Genomic DNA, 17088 nt, shown 5'->3' on the forward strand with positions numbered 1-17088 from the left:
ATCCACAGGGCTACCGCGTGGCCGTGGGGAATGCGGTTGGATGGCTCTGTTGGATGGGGGTCCCCCTGGGAGGGCGGGCCATGGTCGGTGGGCCACGGTCGGCGGGCCATGGTCAGCGCCACGGTCAGCGCGCCACGGTCAGCGCGCCACGGTCGGCGGGCCACGGTCGGCGGGCCACGGCCGGCGGTGGGGCCGGGGCTATCCGGTGGCCTGGGTGCGCTGATATTCGGTGGTCAGGGCGGCGCCCAATTCGGACAGGCGAGCGTCGGGGGCGGCCGCGTGCACGGCCGCGATGAAGTCGAGGTAGGCGGTTCGCAGCGGGGTGAGGACGCCGTCGGGGGACGGGGACGGTGAGATCAGCAGGAGATAGGCGGCGACCGCGGCCGGCCGGAAGTCGGCCGGGGTCTCGGCCGGCGGCCCGGACAGATCGGGCGGGCCGGTGGCCTCGGGCGGGCCGGTGGCCGACGGGACGACCGGTGCCCCGGCCAGCTCGGCCCGCAGGCGCAGGCTGGCGCTGAGCAGCCCGACCGGCGAGCCCTCGAAGAGCTGGGCCGGCTCGTAGTCGCGGGCGACCAGGCCGGCCCCGCGGGCGATCAGCTCGTCGGGGTCGAGGTCGTCGCGGATGCCGGACGGGCCGAAGCCGAAATAGCCGGCCAGCCGCTCGCGGACGATCGGGATGCGTGACGAGCCGCCGGCCGGCACCACCTGGTCGATGTCGCCCCAGCCGATGCCGTGCGCGGCGTGCGCGGCCGCCACCGCCTCGGTGAGCAGGTCGAGCGAGCGCTGCACGTCCGGTTCGATCATCGCCTCGAAGCCGCGCCGGGTCAGCGGCACGGCCGCGCTGACCGTGGCGGTGAGCCGTGGCAGCTCCAGGGTGGTGGTATCGGTGACCGAGAGCTCGCGCTTGCGGATCTCGGCCTCCCAGCGGATCCGCCGCCTGATGCTCGCGTCCTGGCTGAGGTCGACGTGGTGCCGCTCGCGGATCTGCCGCAGCGTGAACTCGACGATCCGCGCGTCGAAGTCGTCGCCGCCGAGCCGGGGGTCGCCGGCGCTGCCGAGGACCTCGACCGTGCCCGGCGCGATCCGCACGATCGACGCGTCGAAGGTGCCGCCGCCCAGGTCGTAGATGGCGTAGATGCCCGGCCGGTCGTCGGCCGCCACCGCCATCGCGGCCGCCACCGGATCTTCCACCAGGCGGCGCACGTTCAGCTGGGCCAGGCCGGCCGCCTCGCGCAGGGCGCGCCGCTGCGCCTCGCCGGCCGCGGCCGACACGGTGATCACCGCGTCGTGCACCGACCCGCCGACGAACACCTCGGCCTGGCGCTTGAGCTCGAGCAGCAGGAAGGCGCAGATCTCGCGGGGCTGATAGGTGCGGCCGCGGAACCGGACGCGCTCGCCGCTGCCGAGCTGGCGCTTGATGCCGGCGACGACCGTCTCGGGGTCGGCCGCCGGTGGCACGCCGGCCACCACCTGGCCGCTCGTGTCCTGGCCGACGGCCGCGGGCATGGTGGGCGTGCCGTCGGGACACGGCACGACGACGAGCTTGGTGCCGTCCCACACCGACACGGCACACGAGCTGGTGCCGACGTCGATGCCGATCACGCCGTGGAAACCCGAGTCATCGGTCAAGGCCGCCCCCTGTGACCGTCGTGCTCCTGGCCGTCAAATTAACATCGGTCACGGAGCCGACAGAACAGACCGCGATCGATCCGTCGTACATCCGACGAAGGCTGGACAACAAAGATGACGATCGAACTCACCCCGCTGACCGCCGACGATCTCGACCGCCGGATGCCGGCCATGACCGCCCTGTTCGCCGACGCGCTGGCCGAGCACCACGGCTTCTCTCCCGAGGAGGCGGTCCGCGAGTCCGAGCGGCAGACCCGCGCCCTGCTGCCCGACGGCGTCGACACCGCCAGTCAGCTGCTCCTCAAGGGCGTGGTGGACGGCGAGGAGGTCGGCTTCCTCTGGCTCTCGCTGCCCGGCACCACCTTCGAGACCATGGCCTGGATCTCCGAGATCGAGGTGGCCGGGGAACACCGCTCGCGCGGCTACGGCAGCGCCATGCTCCGGGCGGCCGAGAAGGAGCTGGCCGACCGCGGGGTCGGCCGGGTCGGGCTGCACGTCTTCGGGCACAACACCGGAGCGCGGCGCCTCTACCGCCGCCTCGGCTATCGCCTGCTCACCCAGATCCGCTCCCGCGCCGCCGTGGAGACGGCCAGCTCGGTCACCCTCGTGCCGATGACGGCCGGTGAACAGCAGCGGCGCCTCGACGAGCTGGTCGCGACCGATCCGATGGTGCTCGTGCGGGAGCGTCCGGAACGGGCCCGGCAGCGCGCGGCCGAGCTCGGCCCGGACGGGCTGCACACGGCGATCGCCGGTGGCCGCCCGGTCGGCTGGATCTGGATCACCAAGCCGTCACCGGCGCGCCCCGGCAGCGGCACCATCCTCTATCTGTGGGTCGACGAGCCGTACCGCCGCCAGGGCCTCGGCCGTGAGATGGTGGCCGCCGCCGAGACCACGGTCGCGCGTCACGGCGTACCCCAGATCGGTCTTCTGGTCTCCGCCTCGAGCCACGGCGCCGAGCAGTTCGCCGACCGGCTGGCCCTGCCCGTCGTCTCCGAACAGCTGGTGAAGGATCTCTAGGCCAGCAGGGCGTCCGTCAGGGATCGGGCCAGCCACTGCTCGTACTCGTCGAGTGACCAGCCACGGTCGTTCACCAGCAGCTCGTAGACCTCGGGCGAGATCAGCGTCCAGACGAGGTCGCGGGCCCGGTCGAGAGGCACTCCGGGACGCAGGCCCCCGGTCTCGGCCAGGTGCCGCGCGATGGCGGTGGCGCCGGCCAGCCGCTCCCCGTTGACGGCCTCGCGGAATCGCGAGAGCTCGGGGTCGCCGCCGCGAGCGCCGGCGAGCAGTCTGGCCAGCAGCGGTCCCACGCGCTCGCTGATCAGGCGGGCGACGTGGGCGTAGCGGGCGACCTTGTCGCGAGGGGTGGTGGCGGCGAACACCGCGCGGTGCTCGGGCCGGTCGATCATCGGGATGGGGTCGTCGTCGCCGGCCAGCGTGACGTCGTACACGTCCTTGATCAGGGCCGCCTTGGTACCGAACGTCTTGTAGACCGTCTCGACCGAGACGCCCGCGTGCCCGGCGACGTCGCGCATGGTGATCGCCAGAGGTCCGCGCTCGACGAGCAGATCGCGGGCGGCGCCCAGGACGCGGCGGCGGGTGAGCCGCGCCTGTTCCGCCCGCCCGGTGTTGTCGTACACACGACGAGGCATTGAGTACCGCCCAACAGTATCGAATACTGCTCAACAGTATCTGATATCTCCGGAGGAGGCACCATGCGCACCTTGGACGTCGATCTCTGCGTCCGGTCAATGACGATCATGGCGTCCGGCGACCTGGGCGACCTGGACGAGGTGGTCCACCCGCGGGCGACCAACCGGGAGGCCAAGGACGAGCCGCCCGCCTGCCGCGGGCAGGGGCCGGCCGCGTTCGCGGCGACCGCCCGGTGGCTACGGGCCGCCTTCGCCGATCTCGACTTCGACATTCACGACACGGTGGCCGACGGCGACCTGATCGCCGTGCACTGCACCATGTCCGGCCGCCACATCGGCCCGTTCGTGGCGTACGACGAGCGCGGCGAGGTGGCCCAGGCCTTCCCGCCGACCGGCCGCGCCTTCGCCATCACGCAGACCCACTGGTTCCGCATGCGGGAGGGCCTGGTCGCCGAGCACTGGGCCAACCGCGACGATCTCGGCCTGGCGAAACAGCTCGGCTGGGTTCCGCCCACCCCGGCCTATCTGTGGCGGATGGCCCGCGCCAAACGCGCGGCGCGGCGAACCTCGCCCGCCGCGGCCTAGCCCTCGACGCCGGTCGCGTCGTGTGGGGAGCCGACCGGTTTGGACTGTGAGGAGCCGCGCTGGCGCAGGAAGATGGCGAGGATGGCCATCGAGGCCACGGCGAGCAGCTCGGACTGCCAGTTCTGGAGCGTGCGGTTCCAGAAGTCGGCGCCGAGGACGTACTGGCCCCAGGAGACCGGGTCCTGACGGTCGCTGAGCTGCTCCTCGTTGAAGGCGGCGACGCCGGCGATCGACTGGGCCAGCCAGGAACCCACGAAGATCAGGCCCATCACCAGGCCGAGCGAGTTCGAGAACAGCGACGTGCGCCAGCCGCCGGCGCCGGCCCATTTCGGGGAGTCCGGCGTGGCGTACGGGCCGACCTTCTGCTCCTGGTCGGTCTCGCGGCCCGGCTTGTCGAGCGACTTCGACTCGGGCGAGCCCTTCTGGAGCAGCCAGACGGTCAGGATGATGAAGAGGAAGAACTGGAGATATTCGGACTGCCAGTTCTCGGCCACGTCGACGCCGAAGCTGGCCGAGGTGACGTAGCGCCAGAACGCGATGTCGGGCAGGCCCGAGGCACGCTGCGCCTCGTTGAACTGGGCCAGCCCGGCGAACGCCTGCCCGACCAGCACGATCAGGAAGAGCACACCGAAGACGAGCCCTATCCCGTTCTCCCGCAGGAACCGCTTCATCGGTGCAACACCCCCAGCGTGATGACGTACGCCAGTCCGGCTCCCACCAGCAACAGCAACAGCACGAAGAGGGCGCGCATGTCAGTCGCCCTCCACCGTGCAGTCGTACGGCCGCGACGCCTGTGGCGTGCACCCCGCCGCCACCACGCGCCAGCCCTCGTCGAAGGCGGCCAGGAAGATCGTGTCGTCGGAGAGCTTGACCTGCGCCCACTGCCCGTAGACGGACGTCTCGACGACCGTGCCGGGCCGGGGAAGGCTCTTGTCGAGGATCGCCTCGGGGCACGGCTCGTCCTCGGCGACCGCCTTGACGGTGTCGGGGGCGAGCAGCGCACAGGCCGCGTCGCCGTCGCCGGCGGCGACCGCGGTGAGCAGGCCCGTGGCCTTGCCGGCGGCCGCGTCCTCCTGGCTGCCGACCGAGGCGCACCCGCTCACGGAGGCCAGCAGCATCAGCGCTACCAGAGATCGACGCACCCGGCCAGCATGCCCCAAAATCCGGCGACCCAACCATGATCGGCGGGCTATGCCCCCCGGTCGGGGAGGGCGCCGGCCCGCTCGGCGTCGTGCAGGGCGTGCTCGGCCCAGCCCACGCGCTGCGCGCTGAGCCCGGCCATGCGGGCCTGGTGCACGGCCTCGCGCAGCAGCCGCAGGGCCTCGGGCAGGTTGCCGGCGGCCATCTCGGCCTCGCCCAGGGCCAGCGTGCCGGTGGCGACCCGGCGCGGATCGCCGTAGCGCTCGCGCAGCACCTGCGACATGCGCAGGTGGCGCAGGCCGCGCTCGGTGTCGCCGGAGACGAAGACGTGGAAGAAGCCGATGTGGCGGTGCACCTCGGAGCGGACCATCTCGTCGGCGTAGCGCTCGGCCAGGGTCAGCGCCTCGGTGTAGAACGGCATGGCCGTGCCCCAGTCGCCGCGCAGCACCTGGTGGACCAGGCCCAGCCCGAACAGCGACTCGGCGGCGCCGGCCGGGTCGTCGACCTCGCGCTGGATCATCAGCGCCTCGGCGAACAGGCGTTGCTCGCCGGCCCAGTCGGCGCGGGTGAGGTCGCCCGAGATCGCGGCGAAGTGCGCGAGCATGCCGAGCCGGGTCAGCGCGGTCGCCTCGGCGACCCGGTCCCGCTGGGCGTGGGCACGGTCGCGGGCGGCCTCCAGCATCTGGCGGGCGGGCAGGAAGTCGCCGGTCCGGAAGGCGGCCTCGAGCATGGCCTCGTTCCCGGCGGCGAGCAGCGCCCCGGCGGTCGGTTCGCTCCCCATGGGACGGTACGTTACCGGCCAGGGACGCTCTGTGGTTACCCGCTGTCGCGTACGACCAGAGTGGGATGAAAAGTCACCGAGCGCGGCAATCGCCCGGGCGAGGCGATGTGCGCCAGCAGCACCTCGGCCATCTCGGCCGCCATCTCCTCGACCGGCTGCCGCACGGTGGTCAGCAGCGGCCGGCAGTCCAAGGCCGCACTGGAGTCGTCGAACCCGACCACGGCCACGTCCTCGGGCACTCGCCGGCCCAGATCCTGCACGGCGCGCAGCGCGCCCTCGGCCATCAGGTCGCTGGCCACGAAGAGCCCGTCGATCTCCGGATGCTCCTCGAGCAACCGCCGGGCCGCGGCCTCGCCACCGGCCCGCGTGAAGTCGCCCTCGATGGACGGTACGTCATGCCCGGCCAGGTGGGCCCGGAAGCCCTCCAGCCGGTCGAGGCCGCTGGGGATGTCCAGCGGCCCGCTGATCGTGGCCAGCCTGGTGCGGCCCAGGGACAGCAGCCGGTCGGCGGCCAGCCGGGCGCCCAGCCGCTGGTCGACGTCGACGTAGCTGACGGCGATGGGCGACGTCGGCCGGGCCGAGACCACAGCCGGGATGCCCAGCTCGTGCACCTGGCGCGGCAGCGTGTCCTGCTCGTGGCTGCTGATCAGCAACACGCCGTCCACATGGCCCTGACGCAGATAGCGCATCACCTGGTGGTGATCCGTCGAGTCGGTCGGGATCACCACCAGGTGGACGTCGTGCGGGCGCAGGGCGCCGGTCGCGCCGGCGGTGACCCGGCCGAAATAGGGGTCGGTGAAGATGCGGTTGAGGAACGAGTGGTTGTCCGGCCGGTCGGGCTCGCTGATCACCAGCGCCACCGAGTTCGACCGGCGGGTGACCAGGCTGCGGGCGGCCACGTTGGGCACGTATCCGGTCTCGGCGATGGCCCGCTGGACCACCTCCCGGATCTTGGCATCGACGCTGGTGGCGCCGTTGATCACCCGGGACACGGTGGCCCGGGAGACACCCGCCGCCTCGGCGACCTGGTCCATGGTCGGATGGCGGGGCCGGGGCGTCATGGCGTTCGTTATAACACCCCGGCCCATGCTCACGGACGTCCGTCGGTGCCGCACTTGACGATGATCCGGATGCAGTCGTTGACCCGCCGTGCCAGCTCGTCCACCGGCCAGGCGTTGAAGAAGTCACCGTGCATCGTGTAACCGGGGCCCGAGGCGAGCCGGAAGTTGACCGGGTTGCCGTTGATCGGGTACCGCATCACCTGGCGCAGCTTGGGCACCACCACCGGGTGGCTGGCCGGGCAGGCGTTGTTCACCGGATAGGCCATGTGGCTCTTGTGATCGGCCGAGTCCAGGTTGACGCCGTCCCAGCAGTGCGGGAAGTCCAGGTAGGACTCCAGCATGGTGCCGGCCGGGCAGGTGACGAAGTTGGCCGACGAGCCTACCTCGCCCGCGTGCAGGCACGACCAGCGGGCGATGGTGTTGTCGGCCGGGCCGGTCGCCTTGGCGTTGCCGGCCACGATCCGCAGGCCCAGCGGGAACGGCTGGGTCTGCGCGATCAGGTCGTCGCGCACACCCTCACCCAGGTAGTAGAAGATGCCGGTGGTCGGCTCGACCGGGGTGTTCCCGTTGTAGAGGGTCGGGATCCAGTACGACGATTTGTCGATCGACGGGTTGCAGTTGCTGTTCGCGTTGAGCAGGTCCTGCGTGGTGGTGGACGCGTTGGTCACCTCACTGCCGAAGAAGCTGTGCATGTGCGACGCGCCCGGCAGGCCGGGGAAGATGATCGGGTCGTCGGGCAGCCGGTGGCTGAACGGGCAGTCGGCCAGGAACTCGGCCACCCGGACGGCGCCGGGCGGGATGGTCGGTGTGGTGGTGCCACCGCCACTGCCGTACACCTGGAACTCGGTCAATGAGACGCCCCACTGGGTCGCCCGTGCGGTCGTCTCGAGCCGCACGTAGCGGCCGCTGCCGGCGACGGTCAGGGCCTGGCGGCCGCCCGTGCCGGCGTTGGTGCTGTAGAGCGTGGTCCAGGTGGAGCCGTTGGCCGACGCCTTGACGCTGAAGGCGCGGGCGTACGCGGACTCCCAGTTCAGCACGACCGACGAGATCGTGGCCGAGGCGCCCAGATCGACCTGAAGCCACTGCGGGTCGCTGAAGGCGCTGGACCATCGCGTGCCGAGGTTGCCGTCGACCGCGTTGGACGCCGGGAAGGCGGCCGACTCGGTCGACGAGGCCGTGACCGGCTTGCCCTGCGAGATCAGGGGGTCGGCGGCGCTGGCACTGGCGGGAACGAGCAGGAGAGAAGCGGCCAGAAGGGCCGCGGCGGCCCACCTCATTGGTACACCCTCACGTAGTCGACGAGCATCTGGGACGGGAAGGGGGTGCTGGCGTCGATCGGGCCGGGGAAGTCGCCGCCGACGGCCAGGTTGAGGATCACGTAGAACGGGTGGTCGTAGATCCACGGGCCGCGGGTGTTCTCGACGGTCTCCTTGCTGGCGTAGAAGACCTGGTTGCCGTCGAGCAGGAAGCGCATGCCCTTGCTGTCCCACTCCACCGCCCAGACGTGGAAGTCCTGCGACAGGTCGACCGTGGCGTACTTCTGGCCGTAGCCGCCGGCGCCGTTGTAGGCCGGGGCGTGCAGCGTGGAGTAGGCCTCGCTGGTGTTGCGGCCGAGTACCTCCATGATGTCGATCTCGCCGTTGTACGGCCACGGGCGCCCCGTGAGGAAGTCGGCGCCCATCATCCAGAACGCGGGCCACAGGCCGTTGCCCTTCGGCACCTTCACCCGGGCCTCGACCCGGCCGTACTGCACGTGGAACTTGTTGCTGGTGTTCATCCGGGCCGACGTGTACTGCCGTCCCTGGTAGTCCTGCTTGCGGGCCTCGATGACCAGCGAGCCCTGGCCGTTCATCTGCGCGTTCTCGCTGTTCGGCGTGTAGTACTGGATCTCGCCGTTCTGCGGGACGCCCGGGTCGTACGTCCACTTGCCCTGGTCGGGCTTGGCGCCGGCGGCGCCGTTGAACTCGTCGGAGAAGACGAGCCGGGTGGCCGGGAAGGTGGGGTCGGCCGGCTTGGCCGGCGGCGTGGTGGGGTTGCCGCCGGTGCCGTTGATGCTGAACTCCCACAGCGAGTAGCCGTAGGGGCCGCTGCGGGCGGTGCCGTAGAGCCGCACGTAGCGGCCGGTGCCGGTGGCGTTGATGACGTCCTTGAGGCCGTCACCGGTGGTGGTGGAGTAGAAGGTGGTCCAGTTGGCGTTGTCGCTGGAGGTCTGCAGCTGGTAGGCCCGGCCGTAGGCGGGGTCCCACTGCAGGACGACCTGGCTGATCTGGGCGGTGGCGCCGAGGTCGACCGAGATCCAGCCGGGGTCGACCCAGCCGTTGGTGGAGCTGGTGGCCCAGCGGCTGGCCGGGTCGTTGTCGAACGCCTTGTCGGGGCTGCACGGGTTGCAGTTGACGTCGTTCTGCCAGGTGCTGGCCTGGGCCGGCTTGTTGTACGACAGCAGGCGCGTGGTGCCGGCCGGCGGGGTCGTCGGAGGTGTCGTCGGAGGTGTCGTCGGGCCACCGTCCCCTGAGAAGACCTGGAACTCCCAGAACGAGTAGCCGTACGCCGAGAGCGCCCTCTCCGTCAGATTGATGCGGACATATCGAGCGGAGCCGGTGGCGGCGATGCTCTGCTGACCGCCGGCGCCGGTCGTGGTGGCGTACGCCTGGGTGTAGGTGCTGCCGTTGGTGGAGAACTGGATGGTGAAGGCCTTGGCGTAGGCGGCCTCCCAGTTGATGGCGATGCGCGAGACGCTGGTCGTGGCGCCGAGATCGACCTGCCACCACTGACTGGCGGTGAACGCGCTGGCCCAGCGTGTGCCGTTGTTGCCGTCGACGGCCTCGGCGGCCTGATAGGCGCCGGCGGCCTCGGTCGACGACGCGGTGGCGGTCTTGCCCTGGGACACGAGCACCTCGGCCGCGCGGGCCGGTTGAACGGTGGCGACGAGATAGGCGGCGAACAGGCCGACGAGGCCCGCCACGAGGGCGGCGAGCCGGACCGGTCTCTCCAGGACTGGGGATGTCATGGGGCGACTCCAGAATGGGGGGGATGCGCCTTCACGGTGCGGGGACACCGTGTGAAAGCGCTCTTTGTGACGCCACTCTGAACCGGGGTTTCAATTGCTGTCAATGCCTGGTCGCGGGCCGGGAAGCGCTTTCTGATCTTCCCGACCCGGATCGACGCAGGTGAACCTATGGATGACGCGACGGTTCCGGAACTACGCGTCCTCGAGGTCGCCCTCGGTCGCGAGATAGAGCTCCTGGAGGGCGCTCAGCGTCTCGGGGGACGGCGACTCCCACAGGTTGCGGTCGGCCGCCTCGAGGAGCCGCTCGGTGATGCCGTGCAGGGCCCACGGGTTCGACTGCTGGAAGAACTTCTGGTTCTCCGGGTCGAGCACGTAGGTCGCGGCCAGCTGCTCGTACATCCAGTCGGTGACCACGCCGGCCGTCGCGTCGTAGCCGAACAGATAGTCGACGGTCGCGGCGAGCTCGAAGGCGCCCTTGTAGCCGTGGCGTCGCATGGCGGCGATCCAGCGCGGGTTCACCACGCGGGCCCGGAAGATCCGCGCCGTCTCCTCGGTGAGGCTGCGGGTGCGCGTCGCGTCCGGGTTCGTCGAGTCGCCCACGTACGCGGCCGGCGCCTTGCCGGTCAGCGCCCGCACCGTGGCGATCATGCCGCCGTGGTACTGGAAGTAGTCGTCGGAGTCGGCGATGTCGTGCTCGCGGGTGTCGATGTTCTTGGCCGCGATGTCGATCCGCTTGTACGCGTTCTCCATGTCGTCGCGGGCCGGCACGCCGTCGAGCCCGCGACCGTAGGCGAAGCCGCCCCACGCGGCGTAGACCTCGGCCAGGTCCTTGTCGTCACGCCAGTTGCGGCTGTCGATCAAAGGCAGGATCCCGGCGCCGTACGCCCCCGGCCGCGACCCGAAGATGCGGGTGGTGGCCCGGCGCCAGTCGCTGTGCCGGGCCTGGTCGGCGAGGGCGTGCTCCCGAACGAAGTTGTCCGGCTCGTCCAGCTCGGCGATCATCCGGAAGGCGTCGTCGAGCATGGCCACCACGTGCGGGAAGGCGTCCCGGAAGAAGCCGGAGATACGCACGGTCACGTCGATCCGTGGCCGCCCGAGCTCGGCCCGCTCGATGGGCTCGAGCCCGGTGACCCGCCGCGAGGCGGGATCCCACACGGGACGGCAGCCGATGAGGGCCAAAATCTCGGCGATGTCGTCGCCGGCCGTGCGCATGGCGCTGGTCCCCCAGGCGGAGAGACCGACCGAGCGGGGCCAGTCGCCGTAGTCGGCCCGGTAGCGCTGGAGAAGCGACTCGGCCATGGCCTGCCCGGTCTCCCAGGCGAGCGAGCTCGGAATGGCCTTGGGGTCGACGGAGTAGAAGTTCCGCCCGGTCGGCAACACATTGATCAGCCCACGCAGAGGCGACCCACTGGGCCCGGCCGGCACGTAGCCGCCGTCCAGCGCGTGCAGCAGATTGCCCAGCTCATCAGTGGTCCGCTCGAGCCGCGGCACCACCTCGGTCGCGGCAAACTCCAGCACCCGGCGCACGTCCGGGTCGTCCGACACGTCCTCCGGCACGGCCGCCGGCCAGCCCCGCTCCTCCATCGCGCTGACCAGCCCACGGGCGACGGTCTCGATCCGGTCGGTCTCCAACGTGGACGCGCCGTCGCGCAGACCCAGCGCCTCGCGCAGACCCGGCAGGGCGGCGACCTTGCCGGCCCACATCTGGCGGGCCCGCAGCATGGCCAGCACCAGGTTGACCCGGGCCTCACCGGTCGGCGCCGCGCCCAGGACGTGCAGGCCGTCGCGGATCTGCGCGTCCTTCACCTCGCACAGCCACCCGTCGATGTGCAGGATGAACTCGTCGAACTCCTCGTCGCCGGGCCGGACCGACAGGCCGAGGTCGTGGTCCATGCGGGCCGCCTCGATCAGCGTCCAGATCTGGGCCCGGATCGCCGGCAGCTTCGCCGGGTCAAGCGTGGCGATCGTCGCGTGCTCGTCGAGCAGCTGCTCCAGGCGGGCGATGTCCCCGTACGACTCCGCTCGCGCCATCGGCGGGATCAGATGGTCGACCAGCGTGGCGTGGGCCCGCCTTTTCGCCTGCGTGCCCTCGCCCGGGTCGTTGACCAGGAACGGGTAGATCAACGGCAGGTCGCCCAGCGCCGCGTCGGTGCCGTCCGCGGCCGACATGCCCACGTTCTTGCCCGGCAGCCACTCCAGGTTGCCGTGCTTGCCCACGTGGACCACCGCGTGGGCGCCGAAGTCGTCGGCCAGCCACCGGTACGCGGCCAGGTAGTGGTGCGATGGCGGCAGGTCGGGGTCGTGGTAGATCGCCACCGGGTTGGCCCCGAACCCGCGCGGCGGCTGCACCATCACCACCACGTTCTGATCGCGCAGCGCGGCCAGCACGATGTCGCCGTTGTCCACGTACAGCTCGCCCGGCGGCGGGCCCCAGTGCTGTTCCATGCTGGCGCGCAGGTCGCCGGGCAGGGTGGCGAACCACGAGGCGTACGCCGCACCCGCGATCCGCACCGGGTTTCCGCTGAGCTGCTCCTCGGTCAGCCAGTCGGGGTCCTGGCCCCCGGCCGCGATGAGGGCGTGAATGAGCCCGTCGCCGTCGTACTGACCGAAGTCCCCGATCTGATAGCCCCTGGCCCGCATCGCCTCCAGCAGGGCGACGGTCGAGGCCGGCGTGTCCAGGCCGACCGCGTTGCCGATGCGCGAGTGCTTCGTCGGATAGGCCGACAGCATCAGCACGATGCGCCGCTCGGCCGGCGGCACGTGCCGCAGACGGGCGTGTGCCACCGCGATGCCGGCCACGCGCAGGGCCCGCTCGGGGTCGGCCACGTAGACCGACAGCCCGTCCGGGTCGATCTCCTTGAACGAGAACGGGACCGTGATGATCCGCCCGTCGAACTCGGGGATCGCCACCTGCGTGGCCGCGTCGAGCGGGGTCAGCCCGTCGTCGCTCTCCTCCCAGGCGGCCCGGCTGCTGGTCAGGCACAGGCCTTGCAGGATCGGCACGTCGAGCCCGGCCAGGACACCCACGTCCCACGCCTCGTCGTCGCCGCCCGCGCCCACTGTCGCCGGTTTGGTGCCGCCGGCCGCCAGCACCGTCACGACCAGGGCGTCCGCCTTGCGGAGCTCGGCGAGCAATTCCTCGGGCGCCGTACGCAGTGAGGACGTGAACAACGGCAGCGGGCGCCCACCCTTGGCCTCGACCGCCTGGCACAGCGCCTCGACGAAGGCCGTGTTGCCCGCCATGTGGTGTGCGCGGTAGTACAGGACCGCCACGACCGGCCCCTCCACCGAGCTCTCCCGCGGCAGCGGCCCCCACTCGGGCGCGGCCTGCGCGGGCGCGAACCCGTGACCGGTCAGCAGCACCGTGTCGGAGAGGAAGTCGTGCACCGACGCCAGGTTGCCCGGCCCGCCCTGGGCCAGATAGGCGTGCGCCTCGGCGGCCACACCGGCCGGCACGGTGGAGAGCTTCATCAGGTCGGCGTCGGGCGCCTGCTCGCCGCCGAGCACGACCACCGGCACCGGACCGGCGAGCAGGGCGTCGAGCCCCTCCTCCCAGGCCCGGCGGCCGCCGAGGATGCGCACCACGACGAGCTCGACACCGTCGAGCAGGGCCGGAAGGTCGCTCACCTGGGTGCGGGCCGGGTTGGCCAGACGCCACGCCGAGCCGCTGGCCCGGGCACTGAGCAGGTCGGTGTCGGAGGTCGACAGCAACAGGAACACGCGCGCTCCCCTCGGGGTCCGCGCCCCGGGTCGTAGGAATCCACGGCGACCGGAGTTCCTGGCTCCCGGGCCGGTGAGGCCCGGTGACAGTGGCGGGACCGCGCCGGATTCACACCGGCTTCCTCCGCGGCGTCGCCGCTCGTGACCTACCACCCTTCCGGGCGCTCCCACCCGCCGTCAAGGAGGGTCCGGCGGTGTGACGATCCCGACCCGAGGATGCGGCCATGTCGGTACCCGAACGTAGTATCCGGGCCGTGCCTCCCCCCATCCGCCAGACGAAGGTCGACGCCTGCCCCGGCGCCCTGCGGCTCCACAACGCCGCCGACGGCCCGCTGGCCCGCGTCCGCCTGCCCGGCGGCATGCTCACCGGCACCCAGCTCGCGGCCCTGGGCGAGATCGGCCCGGTGGAGCTGACCTCCCGGGCAAATCTGCAGCTCCGGGCCTTGACCGAGACCGACCCGACGGCCCTCGCGGCCCATCTGTCGGCCGCCGGCCTGCTGCCGTCGCCGACCCACGAGACCGTACGGAACATCGCGGCCCCGCCCCTGGCCGACGCCACGCTGCGCGCGCTGGTCACCGACCTCGACGAGGCGCTGTGCGCCGACCCGGCCCTGGCCGCCCTGCCCGGCCGCTTCCTGTTCGCGGTGGGCGACGTCCCCCTGACCGCCGACCTCGCCGCGGTCCCCGAGGGCGACGCCTTCGCGGTCCTCTTCGCGGGCCACGACGCGGGCCTGCGAGTTCCCGCGAACGCCGTCGTCGCGACCCTGCTGGCCGCCGCCCACGCGTTCCTCGACGAGCGCGTCGACGTCACCGCCTGGCGCCTGCACGAGATGCCCGGCGGCCCCGCCCGCGTCGCCGCCAAGCTCGGCGCCCCCGGCACGCCCCACCCCGTGACACGCACGCCCGAACCCACCGGGATCGGCCTCCTGAATCAGCCCGACGGCCTGGTCGCGGTGAGCGCCCTGGTCCCGCTCGGCATGCTCGGCGGCGACGCCCTGCGCCTGCTCACGACCGCCCGCCGGCTGGTGATCACCCCCGCCCGCGGCGTGGTCGTCCCCGACCTGACCCCCGAGGCCGCCCGCCGCTGGCGGCGCCGCCTGGACGAGGCCGGCCTGCCCACCACTGCCGATTCCCGCTGGGCCGGCGTGACGGCCTGTGCCGGCCGCCCCGGCTGCGCCAAGTCGCTGGCCGACGTCCGGGCCGACGCCGCCGCCACCAGCGAGTTCACCGAGGGCCTGCCCGTGCACTGGATCGGCTGCGCCCGGGGTTGCGGCAGCCCGAGCGGCCCGCACGTCCGAGTTGAGGCCACACCGGCCGGCTATGCCGTGACCCGGCAACCGACCGGGGAGACGTTCGATGCGATCGCGTCGGCGAGGAGGATCTGATGGAGTACGAGCGCGACGGCGCCGAGATCTACCGGCGCTCGTTCGCCACGATCCGGGCCGAGGCCGATCTCGACGGCTTCCCGTCCGACGTGGCGCGGGTGGCCGTGCGGATGATCCACGCCTGCGGCATGGTCGATCTGGCGCGGGACATCGCGTACAGCCCGAACGTGGCCTCGGCCGCCCGCAGGGCCCTGCTCGACGGCGCCCCGATCCTCTGCGACGCCGAGATGGTCGCCTCCGGCGTCACCCGCAAGCGCCTGCCCGCGGACAACGACGTCGTCTGCACCCTGCGTGACCCCTCGGTGCCGGCCCTGGCCGAGAAGCTGGGCACCACCCGCAGCGCCGCCGCCCTCGATCTGTGGCTCGACCGGCTGGAGGGCTCGGTCGTGGCCATCGGCAACGCGCCGACCGCGCTTTTCCGGCTGCTCGAGATGATCGCCGACGGCGCGCCGCGGCCCGCGGCCGTGCTGGGCATCCCGGTCGGTTTCATCGGGGCCGCCGAGTCGAAGGACGCGCTCGCGCTGTCCGATCTGGACCATCTGATCGTGCGCGGCCGCCGTGGTGGCAGCGCGATGACGGCCGCCGCGGTGAACGCGCTGGCCTCGGAGGCGGAGTGAGCATGGCGGGACGGCTTTTCGGTGTCGGTGTCGGGCCGGGCGACCCCGAGCTGATCACGGTGAAGGCGGCCCGGCTGATCGCCGGAGCCGACGTGGTGGCCTATCACGCCGCCCGGCACGGCCGCAGCAACGCCCGCGCGATCGCCGCCTCCCTGCTCCGTGAGGAGCAGATCGAGGAGCCGCTGATCTACCCGGTGACCACCGAGGACACCGATCATCCGGGTGGCTATCAGGGCGCGATCGACGAGTTCTACGCCGAGGCGGCGGCCCGGCTCGCGGCCCACCTCGACGCGGGGCGGACCGTTGTCGTGCTGGCCGAGGGCGACCCGTTCTTCTACGGCTCCTACATGCACATGCACAAGCGGCTCGCGCACCGCTACGAGACCGAGGTGGTGCCCGGCGTGACGTCGGTGAGCGCGGCGAGCGCCGTCCTGGGCCGCCCGCTGATGGAGCGCGACGAGGCCCTGACCGTGCTGCCCGGCACGTTGCCGCCGGCCGAGCTGGCCGCCCGCCTGTCCAGCACCGAGTCGGCCGCCGTGATGAAGCTGGGCCGCACCTTCGACGGCGTCCGCGAGGCCCTCGACAAGGCGGGCCGGCTCGACGACGCCTGGTACGTGGAGCGCGCCACCACCGACCGCGAGCGTTCCGCCCCCTTCGCCGACGTCGACCCGGCCACCGTGCCGTACTTCTCGCTGGCCCTGCTCCCCAGCCCCGCCGCCTCGGCCTTCATGGGCGGCCGATCCGGGAAAGCGGGTCAGGTCACTGTCGTCGGCCTCGGCCCCGGCGATCCGCGCTGGCTGACCCCGGAGGCACGGGCGGCACTGGCCGAAGCGGACGATCTGATCGGCTACGTGACGTACCTCCACCGCGTGGTACCCGGACCGCACCAGACTCTGCACCCCTCCGACAACCGGGTCGAGGCCGAGCGGGCCGCCTTCGCCCTCGATCTGGCCAAGCGCGGCCGCCGCGTCACGGTCGTCTCCTCCGGCGACCCCGGCGTCTTCGCCATGGCCGCCGCAGTGCTCGAAGTGGCCGAGGACCCGCAGTGGAAGGACGTCCCGGTCCGGATCGTCCCCGGCCTGACCGCCGCCCAGGCCGTGGCCAGCCGGGCCGGCGCTCCCCTGGGCCACGACTTCTGTGTCATCTCGCTCTCCGACCGCCTCAAACCGTGGCCCGTGATCGAGGGCCGTCTGGCCGGCGCGGCCGCCGCCGACCTGGTCATCGCCCTCTACAACCCGGCTTCCAAGACCCGCCGGGAGCAGCTCGTCCGGGCCCGCGAGGTGCTCCTGGAGCACCGCGCGCCCGGCACTCCGGTGGTCGTGGGGCGCGACGTCGGCGGGCCGGAGGAGTCGGTACGGGTGACCACGCTGGGCGAGCTCGACCCGGCCTCGATCGACATGCGCTGCCTGCTCATCATCGGGTCGTCGCAGACCCGCGCGGTGACCCGCGGCGACGGCACGACGGCCGTATACACGCCTCGCCACTACCCGGTCTGACCGAGAGGGGCCTCACCA

14 protein-coding genes and 1 riboswitch are annotated in these 17088 nt (G+C 72.1%); of the genes, 5 read left to right on the plus strand and 9 right to left on the minus strand.

The features are described from left to right. Positions 1–198 precede the first annotated feature (198 nt). Positions 199–1629, minus strand: coding sequence for an Hsp70 family protein (locus tag ACQP2X_RS40840; protein WP_498691081.1), 1431 nt, complete (start codon positions 1627–1629; stop codon positions 199–201). A 114-nt stretch (positions 1630–1743) separates the two neighbouring features. On the opposite strand from ACQP2X_RS40840, the gene ACQP2X_RS40845 reads away from it, so the two are divergent. Continuing rightward, the gene (locus tag ACQP2X_RS40845) at positions 1744–2646 is read left to right on the plus strand and encodes a GNAT family N-acetyltransferase (protein WP_498691083.1); all 903 of its coding nucleotides are present in this window, start codon (positions 1744–1746) and stop codon (positions 2644–2646) included. Here the strand turns inward: ACQP2X_RS40845 and ACQP2X_RS40850 are convergent. Continuing rightward, positions 2643–3278: a TetR/AcrR family transcriptional regulator gene (locus ACQP2X_RS40850; protein ID WP_498691085.1), complete on the minus strand. Its 636-nt coding sequence runs from the start codon at positions 3276–3278 to the stop codon at positions 2643–2645. The genes ACQP2X_RS40845 and ACQP2X_RS40850 overlap by 4 nt on opposite strands. 63 nt (positions 3279–3341) lie before the next feature. Here ACQP2X_RS40850 and ACQP2X_RS40855 point away from each other — a divergent pair, with 63 nt between their 5' ends. After that, positions 3342–3863, plus strand: coding sequence for an ester cyclase (locus tag ACQP2X_RS40855; RefSeq protein ID WP_498691087.1), 522 nt, complete (start codon positions 3342–3344; stop codon positions 3861–3863). On the opposite strand, the gene ACQP2X_RS40860 is transcribed toward ACQP2X_RS40855, so the two are convergent. The 7 genes from ACQP2X_RS40860 to cobN form a co-directional block, all read right to left on the minus strand. Beyond that, on the minus strand, positions 3860–4534 hold the full coding sequence (locus ACQP2X_RS40860; protein WP_498691089.1) for a DUF6766 family protein: 675 nt from the start codon (positions 4532–4534) through the stop codon (positions 3860–3862). The two genes, ACQP2X_RS40855 and ACQP2X_RS40860, sit on opposite strands and share 4 nt — an antisense overlap. Positions 4535–4615: 81 nt before the next feature. Next, the gene (locus ACQP2X_RS40865) at positions 4616–5005 is read right to left on the minus strand and encodes a hypothetical protein (RefSeq protein WP_498691091.1); all 390 of its coding nucleotides are present in this window, start codon (positions 5003–5005) and stop codon (positions 4616–4618) included. A 47-nt stretch (positions 5006–5052) separates the two neighbouring features. After that, positions 5053–5784 carry a tetratricopeptide repeat protein gene (locus tag ACQP2X_RS40870; RefSeq protein ID WP_498691094.1) on the minus strand — a complete coding sequence of 244 codons (732 nt, stop codon included), beginning with the start codon at positions 5782–5784 and terminating at the stop codon, positions 5053–5055. A 35-nt stretch (positions 5785–5819) separates the two neighbouring features. Beyond that, positions 5820–6845, minus strand: coding sequence for a LacI family DNA-binding transcriptional regulator (locus ACQP2X_RS40875; protein ID WP_498691097.1), 1026 nt, complete (start codon positions 6843–6845; stop codon positions 5820–5822). 29 nt (positions 6846–6874) lie between these two features. Then, a complete protein-coding gene (locus tag ACQP2X_RS40880) occupies positions 6875–8122 on the minus strand; it encodes a DUF1996 domain-containing protein (RefSeq protein WP_498691099.1) in 1248 nt (415 codons plus the stop codon). Further along, entirely contained in the window at positions 8119–9852 is a 1734-nt protein-coding gene (locus ACQP2X_RS40885) for a discoidin domain-containing protein (RefSeq protein ID WP_498691101.1), read from the minus strand. Before ACQP2X_RS40885 ends, ACQP2X_RS40880 begins: the two co-directional genes overlap by 4 nt. A gap of 192 nt (positions 9853–10044) precedes the next feature. After that, positions 10045–13572 (minus strand): cobaltochelatase subunit CobN, encoded by a 3528-nt coding sequence (gene cobN / locus ACQP2X_RS40890; RefSeq protein WP_498691103.1) that lies wholly within the window; start codon positions 13570–13572, stop codon positions 10045–10047. A 52-nt stretch (positions 13573–13624) separates the two neighbouring features. Continuing rightward, positions 13625–13697: riboswitch (cobalamin riboswitch) on the minus strand. Positions 13698–13826: 129 nt separating this feature from the next. On the opposite strand from cobN, the gene ACQP2X_RS40895 reads away from it, so the two are divergent. Genes ACQP2X_RS40895 through ACQP2X_RS40905 form a run of 3 tightly spaced genes read left to right on the plus strand, consistent with a single transcriptional unit; the run spans position 13827 to position 17070 of the window. After that, entirely contained in the window at positions 13827–14957 is a 1131-nt protein-coding gene (locus tag ACQP2X_RS40895) for a 4Fe-4S domain-containing protein (RefSeq protein ID WP_498691105.1), read from the plus strand. Further along, positions 14957–15574, plus strand: a complete 618-nt coding sequence (locus ACQP2X_RS40900) for a precorrin-8X methylmutase (RefSeq protein WP_498691107.1) — start codon at positions 14957–14959, stop codon at positions 15572–15574. Before ACQP2X_RS40895 ends, ACQP2X_RS40900 begins: the two co-directional genes overlap by 1 nt. A 2-nt stretch (positions 15575–15576) precedes the next feature. Beyond that, a complete protein-coding gene (locus ACQP2X_RS40905) occupies positions 15577–17070 on the plus strand; it encodes a precorrin-2 C(20)-methyltransferase (protein WP_498691109.1) in 1494 nt (497 codons plus the stop codon). Positions 17071–17088: the final 18 nt, after the last annotated feature.

Origin of the sequence: Actinoplanes sp. CA-131856, from assembly GCF_050956135.1 — a bacterium.
Lineage (GTDB): Bacteria > Actinomycetota > Actinomycetes > Mycobacteriales > Micromonosporaceae > Actinoplanes.